Origin of the sequence: Escherichia sp. E1130 (genome assembly GCF_005781065.1) — a bacterium.
Classification (GTDB): Bacteria; Pseudomonadota; Gammaproteobacteria; order Enterobacterales; family Enterobacteriaceae; genus Escherichia.
On sequence record NZ_VATL01000015.1, the window covers coordinates 273076 to 286193 of the forward strand.

At 49.5% G+C, this 13118-nt stretch carries 13 protein-coding genes and 1 pseudogene; 5 read left to right on the forward strand and 9 right to left on the reverse strand.

The window, feature by feature from the left end; genetic code table 11:
• Nucleotides 1-108 precede the first annotated feature (108 nt).
• From FEK66_RS14945 to ygiW, 3 genes and pseudogenes are all read right to left on the reverse strand, one after another.
• Nucleotides 109-1083: pseudogene (locus FEK66_RS14945) on the reverse strand (ABC transporter substrate-binding protein); the annotation flags it as partial.
• Between the two features lie 27 nt (nt 1084-1110).
• Complete coding sequence (locus FEK66_RS14950; RefSeq protein ID WP_131162522.1) at nt 1111-1593, reverse strand: GyrI-like domain-containing protein; 483 nt, start codon at nt 1591-1593, stop codon at nt 1111-1113.
• A 51-nt stretch (nt 1594-1644) separates the two neighbouring features.
• Nucleotides 1645-2037, reverse strand: a complete 393-nt coding sequence (gene ygiW / locus FEK66_RS14955) for an OB fold stress tolerance protein YgiW (RefSeq protein WP_096251400.1) — start codon at nt 2035-2037, stop codon at nt 1645-1647.
• A 151-nt stretch (nt 2038-2188) separates the two neighbouring features.
• Between ygiW and qseB the strand changes: the two genes are divergently transcribed.
• Together qseB and qseC are read left to right on the forward strand one after the other, a co-directional pair.
• Entirely contained in the window at nt 2189-2848 is a 660-nt protein-coding gene (gene qseB / locus FEK66_RS14960; RefSeq protein WP_130261290.1) for a quorum sensing response regulator transcription factor QseB, read from the forward strand.
• Complete coding sequence (gene qseC, locus FEK66_RS14965; protein WP_135495078.1) at nt 2845-4194, forward strand: quorum sensing histidine kinase QseC; 1350 nt, start codon at nt 2845-2847, stop codon at nt 4192-4194. Before qseB ends, qseC begins: the two co-directional genes overlap by 4 nt.
• Nucleotides 4195-4239: 45 nt before the next feature.
• Here qseC and FEK66_RS14970 read toward each other — a convergent pair whose 3' ends face one another.
• Entirely contained in the window at nt 4240-4572 is a 333-nt protein-coding gene (locus FEK66_RS14970) for a DUF2645 family protein (RefSeq protein WP_130261292.1), read from the reverse strand.
• A 364-nt stretch (nt 4573-4936) separates the two neighbouring features.
• On the opposite strand from FEK66_RS14970, the gene mdaB reads away from it, so the two are divergent.
• Entirely contained in the window at nt 4937-5518 is a 582-nt protein-coding gene (mdaB, locus tag FEK66_RS14975; protein WP_000065430.1) for an NADPH:quinone oxidoreductase MdaB, read from the forward strand.
• A 30-nt stretch (nt 5519-5548) separates the two neighbouring features.
• Nucleotides 5549-5863, forward strand: coding sequence for a putative quinol monooxygenase (locus tag FEK66_RS14980; protein WP_135495079.1), 315 nt, complete (start codon nt 5549-5551; stop codon nt 5861-5863).
• Nucleotides 5864-5907: 44 nt separating this feature from the next.
• On the opposite strand, the gene FEK66_RS14985 is transcribed toward FEK66_RS14980, so the two are convergent.
• From FEK66_RS14985 to FEK66_RS15005, 5 genes are read right to left on the reverse strand one after another with little or no spacing between them, the layout of a single operon-like run.
• On the reverse strand, nt 5908-6795 hold the full coding sequence (locus tag FEK66_RS14985) for a MurR/RpiR family transcriptional regulator (protein ID WP_000614953.1): 888 nt from the start codon (nt 6793-6795) through the stop codon (nt 5908-5910).
• Nucleotides 6792-7739 (reverse strand): iron-siderophore ABC transporter substrate-binding protein, encoded by a 948-nt coding sequence (locus tag FEK66_RS14990; protein WP_130261294.1) that lies wholly within the window; start codon nt 7737-7739, stop codon nt 6792-6794. The genes FEK66_RS14985 and FEK66_RS14990 overlap by 4 nt, the downstream gene beginning before the upstream one ends.
• Nucleotides 7740-7749: 10 nt before the next feature.
• Nucleotides 7750-8787 (reverse strand): iron ABC transporter permease, encoded by a 1038-nt coding sequence (locus tag FEK66_RS14995; RefSeq protein WP_001490512.1) that lies wholly within the window; start codon nt 8785-8787, stop codon nt 7750-7752.
• Nucleotides 8788-8795: 8 nt separating this feature from the next.
• The gene (locus FEK66_RS15000) at nt 8796-9779 is read right to left on the reverse strand and encodes an iron ABC transporter permease (protein ID WP_135495080.1); all 984 of its coding nucleotides are present in this window, start codon (nt 9777-9779) and stop codon (nt 8796-8798) included.
• Nucleotides 9776-10585, reverse strand: coding sequence for an ABC transporter ATP-binding protein (locus FEK66_RS15005; RefSeq protein ID WP_135495081.1), 810 nt, complete (start codon nt 10583-10585; stop codon nt 9776-9778). Before FEK66_RS15005 ends, FEK66_RS15000 begins: the two co-directional genes overlap by 4 nt.
• Before the next feature lie 373 nt (nt 10586-10958).
• On the opposite strand from FEK66_RS15005, the gene FEK66_RS15010 reads away from it, so the two are divergent.
• Nucleotides 10959-13100: a TonB-dependent siderophore receptor gene (locus tag FEK66_RS15010; protein WP_135495082.1), complete on the forward strand. Its 2142-nt coding sequence runs from the start codon at nt 10959-10961 to the stop codon at nt 13098-13100.
• The last annotated feature ends 18 nt before the right edge of the window (nt 13101-13118 follow it).

Consider the following 13118-nt stretch of genomic DNA (forward strand, 5'->3'; position numbering starts at 1 on the left):
CCTTCAAAGGGGCAATATTGCTGGAGATACTACATTATCTGCCGCGTCGAGTCACAGGAGATCAGCGTCATTAGCGCCGCCGGACGTGCTCCGGCGGCGATAAAGGCATCAATGTGCCTTGATATACAACTCTTTGCTGTGAACATAATCCTGAGGATTATGCAGCGGGAAACCGCCAACGTAGGGTTTAAGCAGTTTGATCAGCGGTTGATAGTAGATGGGAATGAGCGGAGCCTGCTGGTTGATAATGGCCTCGGCCTGTTGATACAGCACGTTACGTTTCCCCGCATCAGTGGTTTGCGCCGCCTGATTCAATATCGCGTCATACTGCGTGTTTTTCCAGTGACCGACGTTCTCTTCACTATCGCTTTTAAGCGTGTTCAGGAAAGTGGAAGCATCATTGTACGTCGCATCCCACGACTGCCGCGACAACATGAAATCACCGCTACGCCGGGCATCAAGATACGTTTTCCACTCCATCGTGCGCAGCGTCACCTGTGCGCCAAGCCATTTTTTCCATTCGGAAGACAAGGCTATCGCCGTTTTCTCATGCAGATCGTATTTGTTGTAGAACAGTTCAAAGCGTAGCGGGTGAGAGGCGTCGTATCCCGCCTGTTTCAGCAAGGCTTTTGCCATCGCGACGCGCTCACTCATTGGCTGTTGCAGTTCATCGAACGTCGTCGCACTAAAAACTTCTACCTCTGGCGGCGTCAGCGTGGTTGCAGGCGTTCGCAGCCCGAGTACCTTTTGCGCGATTAACGGCCTGTCGACCGTCAGATATAGCGCCCGCCGGACACGAACATCGTCAAACGGCGGTTTCTGCATATTGAAGTTGTAATATTCGCTGTTCAGACGCGGGATAATCTGCAACTCGCCTGGCAACGATTTTTCGATAGCAGGAATTTGCTGCGCCGGAACCCAGGCCAGATCGACCTCTCCCGCGCGATAGCGGTTATAGCCAGTGACCGAATTATCCAGCGCCAGATACTCGACCTGCTGCAAAACGGTATGCTCTGCATCGCGGTACTTAGAATTTTTGCGAGCAGTAATCTTTTCGTTAACGACCCACTTATCAAGCACAAAGACACATTTGGCTCACAAGATTCCCCATCACACCAACGGCACATAAACATCCGTTTCCAGTCGCTGCTCTGTCATCCCTTCGGCAAGATTGGTGTAGTGAAACAGGAGCGGTGCTTTACGCATTTTCTCACCACTTTCAGGAAGCCAGCGGCGAATGATGGCCCAGATGGTATGAGATATGTTATCCGGATTGCCAACATGGCGGGCAACGGCATAGCGTCCCGAAGTAAGTTCACCATTACTCACGCCATAACGATTCTCCGGAATCGGTTCGTTAACGCTGCCGCAGATATCAAAGCGAAACGCATCTGGTGAGGTGGTGGCAGGATCGTCCCAGGCGACGCCAAAGGTCTGGCTTTGATTAACAGGGGAAAGCCCCGTCTCTTTGCGCCACATGATAAATTTCGCCACGCTGTAGTTGAGCAACTCAGGACTACCGCGATGCGGCAAAATCGCCACATGGGTGGATGGAAAATCGATAACACTTACTTTCAAGGTCTGGTTTTTCATTTTGCCTCCCTGCGAAATTATTCCCGGGAACGCGTCCCGGGAGCGGTAAAATTACGGGTTTACTTTGCGGATCTGTTTAACGTCAATTTCAACAGAGTTCCAGTCTTTATCCACTTCGCCCTGAATCTCAACCGTATCTTTCGGCGTTACCGTCACACCGTTCCAGCGTTTATGGTCGATATCTACATTGATGGTGCCGCTGGCATCTTTGAACAGGTACAGATCGTCAGAGATGCGCTCAACGATATTGCCACGCAGAGTTACCCAGGTGTCGTCACGCAGAGATTTCGCGTTTTCTACGTTAGTTACGCTGCCGTTCGGCCCCTGGAATCCTCCGGTCTGACTTTGTGTTGCCGATGGGCCAGAAAAACCACCCTGCTCTGCTGCCATTACCGGTGCACTGCACAGGGCCATTACTGCAATTGCTGCTGCGAATTTTTTCATGTTTGTTACTCCCTTTAATGTCTGTTTCCGAGCATTAAACAAGATAGTCCTTAACAACTTCTTAAGGAAAAAAAAGAAAATTTAGGGCTGTACAGAGCACGTTACAACACGGTTTACTTGCAACAAATACAGTTATCGCAGGGATGAAAAGATGCGAATTTTACTGATAGAAGATGACATGCTGATTGGCGATGGCATCAAAACAGGTCTGAGTAAGATGGGTTTTAGCGTCGACTGGTTTACGGAAGGTCGTCAGGGAAAAGAAGCGCTCTATAGCGCACCTTACGACGCGGTAATTCTGGATTTAACCTTACCGGGAATGGATGGCCGCGATATTTTGCGCGAATGGCGAGAAAAAGGTCAACGTGAGCCGGTACTGATCCTGACCGCGCGCGACGCACTGGCGGAGCGCGTAGAAGGTTTGCGCCTGGGGGCCGACGATTATCTGTGCAAACCTTTTGCGCTGATAGAAGTCGCCGCCCGGCTGGAAGCCCTGATGCGTCGAAGCAACGGGCAAGTCAGTAATGAGTTACACCACGGCAACGTAATGCTTGACCCCGGCAAACGTATCGCCACCCTGGCAGGTGAACCCTTAACGTTAAAACCAAAAGAATTTGCCCTGCTGGAACTCCTGATGCGCAACGCCGGTCGGGTACTGCCGCGCAAACTGATTGAAGAAAAACTGTATACCTGGGACGAAGAGGTCACCAGCAATGCCGTCGAAGTGCATGTGCATCATCTGCGGCGCAAACTCGGCAGTGACTTTATTCGTACCGTTCATGGTATAGGCTACACATTAGGTGAGAAATGAAATTTACCCAACGCCTTAGTCTGCGAGTCAGGCTGACGCTGATCTTTTTGATTCTGGCCTCGGTGACCTGGCTGCTTTCCAGTTTTGTCGCCTGGAAGCAAACAACGGATAACGTCGACGAGTTGTTCGATACCCAGTTAATGCTGTTTGCCAAACGGTTAAGTACGCTCGATCTCAACGAAATCAACGCGGCAGATCGTATGGCAAGAGCGCCGAAGAAATTCAAACACGGTCATGTAGATGATGATGCGCTAACCTTTGCCATCTTTACCCACGATGGAAAAATGGTGCTCAACGATGGCGACAACGGGGAGGATATTCCCTATCACTATCAACGTGAAGGATTTACTAACGGTCAACTGGTAGATGAAGATGATCCCTGGCGTTTTGTCTGGATGACGTCGTCTGATGGTAAATACCGCATTGTTGTAGGTCAGGAATGGGAATACCGTGAAGACATGGCGCTGGCGATTGTCGCCGGGCAATTGATCCCGTGGCTCGTTGCGTTACCCATTATGTTAATCATCATGATGGTACTGCTGGGTCGTGAACTCTCGCCGCTGAACAAACTGGCGCTTGCGCTACGTTTGCGCGATCCCGACTCAGAAAAACCACTTAACACCGCAGGTGTACCCAGCGAAGTGCGTCCACTGGTCGAGTCGCTGAATCAACTGTTCGATCGTACACATGCGATGATGATCCGTGAGCGGCGCTTTACCTCTGATGCAGCTCACGAACTGCGCAGCCCATTAACGGCGCTGAAAGTGCAAACCGAAGTCGCACAGCTTTCCGATGATGATCCACAGGCACGGAAAAAAGCACTAATGCAATTACATTCGGGGATCGATCGCGCTACCCGCTTGGTTGATCAGTTGCTCACCCTGTCGCGGCTCGACTCACTGGATAACCTTCAGGACGTCGCGGAGATCCCGCTTGAAGACCTCCTGCAATCGTCAGTGATGGATATTTACCACACGGCGCAGCAGGCAAAAATTGACGTGCGGCTGACGCTCAATGCCCACGGCATCAAACGCACCGGGCAACCGCTATTGCTAAGTCTACTGGTCCGAAATCTGCTGGATAACGCAGTACGTTACAGTCCACAGGGCAGCGTGGTGGACGTCACTCTGAATGCAGATAATTTCACCGTAAGAGACAACGGCTCCGGTGTGACGCCAGAGGCACTGGCGCGAATTGGTGAACGTTTCTACCGCCCCCCTGGACAAACCGCTACCGGCAGCGGGCTTGGGCTGTCGATTGTCCAGCGAATCGCCAAATTGCATGGCATGAATGTTGTGTTTGGGAATGCGACACAAGGTGGATTTGAGGCGAAGGTGAGCTGGTAGTGCATATGTCTATGAGAGCCGTTTAAACAGCTCTCATAGATATTCTTAATAGCAAAATATAAGCTGTCCCCAAAAAAGCCACCAACCACAAACCAGACAAATAACGAGCGAGAATACATATAGCCAAAACTCGAACATTTCCCGAACAAAGAGTTTTCTTAAGATGATAATAATAAGTGGCGTCAGAAGAAAAAACGCGGCTATCACTGCTTGTAATATACGTTCTTCGCCTGATACGGAAGGTATATTGCAAATATTGTCTCCCGACTCAAGCATCCAGTCATACTCATTGAAAGCAAAGAAATTTTTTGCCAACCAAAAAGAAAGGATAATATATAACAGAGCTTCGAATATTGTTTGAATTTTCTGCTTTAACATATGTTAGCACTCTCTAAAAAAGTCCAATCTGAGCTCTGATTTTCGATACCCTCCAGTAAATCTATTTATAATTATCTGCATCACACGCTGATAATTTCATTTTTGCTTATTCGACCTTCAACGCCATAATTATCAGCTCGCAGAAAATCTGCACCAAACCTGTAAGTTAATCCTGTACCAAGGGGAATTATGAGAAATTGCTATCAGTATTGTCATTTTCAGAAAATATTTATCCTGCATCGATGAGTCAGAGCAAAATCAAATTTTTGCAAAATTCGCAAAAGACTTTGCACATTTTGCTAATTTCACCGCACCGCTCTGTGACGTACTATAGTCGGCAAACGTCTCACCTTGAGGATAAAAAATGAGCAACATCCTGATTATCAACGGCGCGAAAAAATTCGCCCACTCCAATGGTCAACTGAACGACACCCTGACCGAAGTCGCGGATGGCACGCTGCGCGACCTCGGGCATGATGTCCGCATCGTTCGCGCCGACAGCGACTACGATGTCAAAGCCGAAGTACAAAACTTTCTCTGGGCTGATGTGGTGATCTGGCAGATGCCAGGCTGGTGGATGGGCGCACCGTGGACGGTGAAGAAATATATCGATGATGTGTTCACCGAAGGTCACGGCACGCTGTATGCCAGCGATGGTCGTACCCGCAAAGATCCGTCGAAAAAATACGGTTCTGGCGGCCTGGTACAGGGCAAAAAATATATGCTTTCCCTGACCTGGAACGCACCAATGGAAGCCTTCACCGAAAAAGACCAATTCTTCCACGGCGTTGGCGTTGACGGCGTGTATCTGCCGTTCCATAAAGCAAACCAATTCCTGGGTATGGAACCGCTGCCGACATTTATCGCTAATGATGTGATAAAAATGCCTGATGTTCCCCGCTATACTGAAGAATATCGCAAGCATCTTGTAGAGATTTTTGGTTAACTAGGGCTCTGGCTTTAGAAGGAGTTAACCATGATTACAGTAATCGCAGAAATCCGTACTCGTCCTGGTCAACATCACCGTCAGGCGGTATTGGATCAGTTTGCTAAAATCGTTCCAACCGTACTGAAGGAAGAAGGTTGCCACGGCTATGCGCCGATGGTGGATTGCGCTGCTGGCGTGAGTTTCCAGTCTATGGCGCCGGACTCTATCGTGATGATTGAGCAGTGGGAAAGCATCGCGCATCTTGAAGCGCACTTGCAGACCCCGCACATGAAAGCGTACAGCGAGGCCGTAAAAGGCGATGTGCTGGAGATGAATATCCGCATCCTGCAACTAGGGATTTAACCTTCCTGAAAAGAGGCCGGTGTTGCTACCGGCCTCAGGTCAGATTAGCCATTCTTTCTTCCCGTTTTCAAACCCCGATGGAAATCGTTAATTCGCTTAATGGTTTTAACCGCACGCTGCGGCATCGCGGAAGCCACCGACCAGACAATCATTTCCAGACACAACAATACCGTACCATGTAGTGGCGTTTTCCCCTTTTCATCCCCGCGCGGAACATGAATCACGATACTGGCGTCTTTGCTAAAACGTGAATCCAGCGCGTTTGTCAGCAAAATAACAGGGATCCCCAGCCGTCTCGCTTCACGCAGCGTTGTCAGCCCTTCCCGGTGCGCAGATTTTTGCGCCATCATGATCAGAACATCACCTCGCTGAAGCGCGATCAATTGCTCGGCAAGGCCAATACCCGTACGGTTTAGCGCCGTGGCAGGCAAGCCTATGCGGTTGAATAGTCGTGCGGTATAGTCCGCCAGAATTCCCGAAGCGCCAATGCCAAAAATTGCGACTTGCCGTGCCTGCACCAACAACGCTACCGCTTGCGCAAGCGCGTGGCGGTTTTCAGGCTCTGACAGGACATTACAGGTATACAAATGCCCTTCAAGAACAAAGTCGATTGCGGTGTTAACATCGCTCGTCAAGTTACTCACCGTCGTAGACATCTTTTCGCTGGAACTAAGGGCTGGACCAAGCCACTGTTCCAGAGTGCGTTTCAGATCACGCAGCCCGGCAAACCCCAGGGCCTGGATAGCCCTGATAACTGTGGCATCGGAAGTGTTCAACGTGGCAGCAATTTCCATCGCCGTTTGCTCGAGTACCACTTCACGATGCTCATTAATGTAGCTGGCGACAGCTCTTAACCCAGGCGTTAACTGACTCGCGCGAGTGCGAAAACGCTCACCATAAATATCAACCCGCGTTTTGTCTTTCTGAATCATTTGGCCTCCGGTAGAGGTCGTCCCGCAATTTGTGATTGTATCTGCGCAGCCATCAGCCCCAGAGATGCAAAGGAGTTAGAAATCGCCTCTTCACGAGAAATCAACACATAGCGTCCTGAACGACAGGCCGTCAGAAACTGACACCACCCCGGCATGACTTTTTCCATTGCTGCCAGCTCATCCTGAGGTTTACCACCGGTGTCACCGCGCCAGGTTGCAAAAACAAAATCGGCATCCAGTTCAGGCAAACGCTCCGCGCTCACATCCATTCGCCCACCTTCAGGAATGCTCTCAATCAGCGGCGGAAAGCGAAAACCAGCATCGCGTAATACCCGCCCCAGCGAATGATAGCTATGCATCACATTAATTTTTCCCTGATTTGCCTGAATCACCGATACCGTTATTTTTTGGCTGTCCAGCGTCGCCTTCAGCGCATTGATTTGTGCCTGATAGCGGCGTTCAAGTATCGCCAGCTGCGCCTGTGTTCCTGTAAGTTCTGCCAGCTTGCGGTAGATTTCTGGCGCGCCCCCTTTGAGATGATCAATGCTCACCGTGGGCGCAATTTTTTCCAGTTGTTCAATGGGCGTATTACGGGTCGGTTCTGTGATGATCAGATCAGGCTTTGCCGCCACAATCGCTTCAATATCAATATCAGCGGTGCCAATAAAAGCGATCGATGAATTATCAAAGTCGACACCTGTCAATAACGCGCCTGATCGAATGAAATGGCTACCGTCAGGCCGTGTTCGCCCGTGGCTGGCGACAGGAGGTACACCAAGCTCAATCAGAGGAATAGTGATATCAAGATCGTGTAAAGAGACAATTCTCTTTGGATGTGCGGGCACTGTGACTTTGCGCCCTAAATCATCGGTAAACACCTGAACAGGTTCTGTCGCGCGGGCAAAAAATGACAACAGTATCAGCAGAGAAAAAAATAAACGCATATAACTCCCGTTAAAAACTGTTCCTGCGCTGCCAGAGCAGTAGCAAAAAGAATGGTCCACCAATCAATGAAATAATGATTCCGGCAGGCAGTTGCAAAGGCAAAAAAGCCAAACGACCAATGCTATCCGCCAGGATGACTAACAACGCCCCCGATACGGCGCTCCCCAGCAGTAATGTCGTCTGCCCGCCACGTAGAATAAAACGTGATATATGGGGTGCTATCAATCCGACAAAACCGATGTTACCAACACACGAAACGCAGACGGCTGTCAGGATTATTGGTGCGGCTACACGTAACAACGCCAGACGAGAACTATTCACCCCTAACCCAGTTGCAACCTGATGACCAAGCAGAGCGATATCCGCCGTCCTGGCGGTGAACAGCAATAAAAGAGCGGCTGGCAACATCCAACAGGCTGAAATACCGACTAACATCCAGTTAGCTGCATGCAGGCTTCCCGATAACCACATCAATGCAGTTTGTACATCTCGAACATCTGCAGTGGTCATAAATACACCGATACCGGCGGCGAAAAACCAGGAAACACCAATGCCAATCAGAACAAATCGCGGGCGGGAAATATCGCGCGCACAAAAAATCACGATTAAAGCCACCAACAAGCCACCAGCAAGACCAGCCACTGGACGCCAGAACATTCCCAGCATGGGAAACTGGAAGATCAGCCACAGCACCGCCACGCTACATCCTTCTTTGACGCCGATTAAACCGGGATCGGCAAGGCCGTTACGCGCAATGGATTGCATCGCTGCCCCCGCCATACCTAACATGGCTCCGCATAGCAATGCCATGATGACTCTCGGCAAGCGAATATCCTGCACAATATAACGTGCGTCTGTGCTTACGTTTTCTGGAGCAAACAACGCTCGCCCTACTTCCGATGCCGGGACAGAGAAAGAGCCATGCATCAGACCGAATATCAGTATTCCAACCGCAAACAGAAACAGCCCACCAAGCAACACCAGATTTTTAGGGCGTACCAGCGTCGAAAACTTACCAACACGTAGTGGGCGTAGCCCGACGTTCATTATCCGACTCATTTGAACATCCTCGTCGCCATAATGACAAAAACGGGCGCACCAACTAACGCAGTCATGACACCGGTCGCTAACTCATGGGGCGTGAAAAGCGTCCGGGCAATAATATCTGCCAGTAATAGCAGTAAGGCACCGACACAGGCTGAAAGAGGGAGCAGAACGCGCAGATCCGCTGATACCAGACGCCGGACAATCTGCGGTACCAACAGGCCGACAAAACCAATGGGGCCAGCAATCGATACGGCTGCGCCACAGAGCAACGCGATCGCAAGCAGGGTGAATGTTCGCGTGCGGAGTACCGAGACGCCCAGCCCCTGCGCCATGCGATCGCCCAGAGCCAACATGTTAAGAGAGGGCGCAAGGTAAAGGGCTAACACAAATCCCCCCAGAGAAAACCAGGCGGACGTACCCAGCGTCGCCCAATCCTGCCCTGCTAAATCACCAGCTAGCCATGTCCGCATCGCCAGCAAGGTTTGTTCGTCAAGAATCAGGATTGCCGCCGTTATTGAGGACACGAACGCCGATAGCGCCACGCCGCATAAGGTGACTTTCATTGGCGTTAACCCTGAACGCCCTGCGGAGGAAAGCAGCAATATCAACAGAAACAATAACGCGCCTCCCGCAGATGCCAGCAGTGGGCGTCCAACCGGAAAGGCCAGTCCAAGCGCGCTGGCGGCAACGACAGCGAGGGCGGCTCCGGCATTTAAGCCTAAAATATGTGGCTCTCCCAATGGGTTACGAATGACAGCCTGCAACAAAGCACCAGCAACACCAAGAGAAGCACCGGTGAGCAATGCTGCCGCCAAACGCGGCAAACGGAGTCTTACAATCACGTTGTGATCGAAGTTTTGCGGTTCAAAATGAAGAAATGACTGCAACACCGTTTGTGGTGCAATAAATCGGGCACCAATCCCTGGATATACCACGCATCCCACCAACAGTAAGGCGAGGAAAAAAACAGTAACCAGCCCCGTGCGCATCATACTTTTTCTACACCACGAAACGGCATGAAGAACGGTTTCCCCGTCAGAGCATTTATTGATGCGTGAACATCAACGTCAAAAACCGCTTTTACCAGCTCAGGCGTGCAATGTTCCCCCTCATTTAACACACGCACCACTTTCCCCTGGCGTAAAAATATCAGCGTATCGCCATAATTCACGGCAAAATTCAGATCATGCAACACCACGACGACTGTACGCCCGTGATGACGCGTTAAATCATGTAATAACTCAAGAATTTCAACCTGATAACGTAAATCAAGCCAGGTTGTGGGTTCATCCAGCAGGATATAAGGCGTCTTTTGCGCCAACACCATCGCAATCCAGCAACGCTGGCGCTGCCCACCAGAGAGTTTTTCAACCGGTAAATGTGCAAACTCCTGCGTACCGGTTAATTTCAGAGCCTCTTCTACCGCCTGCTCATCGGCGTCGCTCCATTGACGTATGAAATTTTGCCAGGGAAAACGCCCACGCGACACCAGTTCATAAACGGTTAAGCCCTCCGGCAATAATGGCGACTGCGGCAAGATCCCAAGTCTGCGGGATAACGTTTTCGTTGGTTGCTCGTGAATCGCTTTACCATCCAGCAATATCGCGCCGCCCATGGGTTGCAAGATACGTGCAATGGTGCTGAGCAACGTCGACTTTCCACAGCCGTTTGCCCCAACCAGAACGGTCATTTTTTCTGTGGGAACGGAGAAAGAAACACCATCAACAATGATTTTCTTGTGATACCCGGCAGAAACATTGTCGAGGATCAGCCCCTGCCCTTTTGCGTTATGTGCCACGTGTACGCCAACTTAATCAAAGACAAACAAAAATAAAACTCATTCTCCTTTGAGAGTTTGACGCCACAAAATGTAGTAGTCAAGAAGTTAAAAGCCATACAAAAACAAGGTAAATAACAGGTGAAATATTTTTAAAAATAAAAATAAAATCATTAAATATTAACAGGTTAATATCAATTTAATTGCATTAACCTCTCATAAAAATACATGTAGCAATTTTTTGTTATTTCTCATTTACTACTACATCACCGCATGATTGAATGATTCTCAATTACATATCCGATGGCGAAATAACAAACGGATAGTGCTTAGTGAGCAACAAGAAACAATTTTCACTCGCGACAATCCGTGAGTTTTTGGGATAACAGACTAAATGGCTAAGTTCACACCTTCATTCTCAGGAATCAAAGGTCGGGCGCTCTTTTCACTGCTCTTTGCAGCACCGATGATTCATGCAACCGACACTGTAACGACCAAAGATGGCGAAACAATCACTGTTACAGCGGATGCAAATACCGCAACTGAGGCGACCGATGGTTATCAACCCCTGAGCACCTCCACGGCGACATTAACCGATATGCCGATGCTGGATATCCCGCAGGTGGTCAATACGGTTAGCGATCAGGTTCTGGAAAATCAGAATGCGACGACGCTGGATGAGGCGCTTTATAACGTCAGTAACGTGGTACAGACCAATACATTAGGCGGAACTCAGGACGCCTTTGTACGTCGTGGGTTTGGTGCTAACCGGGATGGCTCCATCATGACCAATGGTCTGCGAACCGTACTTCCTCGTAGCTTCAACGCTGCAACTGAACGTGTGGAAGTGCTAAAAGGTCCGGCCTCCACGCTGTATGGCATTCTCGATCCTGGCGGACTGATTAACGTCGTGACAAAGCGCCCGGAAAAAACATTCCATGGTACTGTCTCAGCCACTTCCTCCAGTTTTGGCGGAGGCACTGGGCAACTGGATATCACAGGCCCCATTGAAGGTACTCAGCTGGCATATCGCCTGACGGGGGAAGTGCAGGATGAAGATTACTGGCGGAATTTCGGTAAAGAGCGCAGCACATTTATTGCCCCATCACTCACCTGGTTTGGTGATAATGCAACAGTAACCATGCTCTATTCACATCGGGATTATAAAACGCCGTTCGATCGTGGAACGATTTTCGACCTTACGACGAAACAGCCCGTCAACGTTGATCGAAAAATACGTTTCGACGAACCGTTTAATATTACAGATGGTCAGTCCGATCTGGCGCAACTCAACGCAGAATATCATCTCAATAGCCAGTGGACAGCGCGCTTTGATTACAGCTACAGCCAGGATAAATACAGCGATAATCAGGCTCGTGTTACCGCGTATGATGCAACGACAGGAACGCTGACACGGCGTGTTGATGCAACTCAGGGATCTACCCAGCGTATGCATTCTACTCGTGCGGATCTGCAAGGGAATGTTGATATTGCTGGATTCTATAATGAGATTCTGGGTGGGGTGTCATATGAATATTATGATCTTCTGCGCACAGATATGATTCGCTGTAAAAACGCTAAAGATTTCAATATCTACAACCCTGTTTATGGCAATACCAGCAAATGCACAACGGTTTCGGCGTCGGACAGCGATCAGACGATCAAACAGGAGAGCTACTCAGCTTATGTACAGGATGCGCTCTATCTGACAGATAACTGGATTGCCGTCGCCGGGATCCGCTATCAGTATTACACGCAATATGCGGGTAAAGGCCGTCCTTTTAATGTCAATACTGACAGCCGCGATGAACAATGGACGCCCAAACTGGGGTTGGTCTACAAACTGACGCCATCGGTATCTTTATTTGCCAATTATTCGCAAACATTTATGCCGCAATCGTCAATTGCCAGCTACATTGGCGATCTTCCACCGGAATCATCTAATGCTTACGAAGTCGGGGCAAAATTCGAGCTGTTCGATGGTATAACCGCAGATATTGCGCTGTTTGATATCCATAAACGTAATGTGTTGTATACCGAAAGTATTGGTGATGAAACCATCGCCAAAACGGCGGGCCGCGTTCGTTCAAGAGGGGTAGAAGTCGACCTTGCAGGAGCATTAACAGAAAACATTAATATCATTGCCAGCTACGGCTATACCGATGCTAAGGTTCTGGAAGATCCTGATTATGCAGGAAAACCATTGCCGAATGTTCCTCGTCATACCGGTTCGCTATTCCTGACCTATGACATTCATAACATGCCTGGCAATAACACACTGACGTTTGGCGGTGGCGGACATGGCGTAAGCCGTCGTTCGGCAACCAATGGGGCTGACTATTATCTGCCAGGCTATTTTGTTGCCGATGCCTTCGCCGCATACAAAATGAAATTGCAGTATCCAGTCACTCTGCAATTAAACGTCAAAAACCTGTTTGATAAAACGTATTACACCTCTTCCATCGCCACAAATAATCTGGGTAATCAGATTGGCGATCCGCGTGAAGTACAATTCACAGTGAAAATGGAATTTTGATAAAAAAAGCCCGGTATA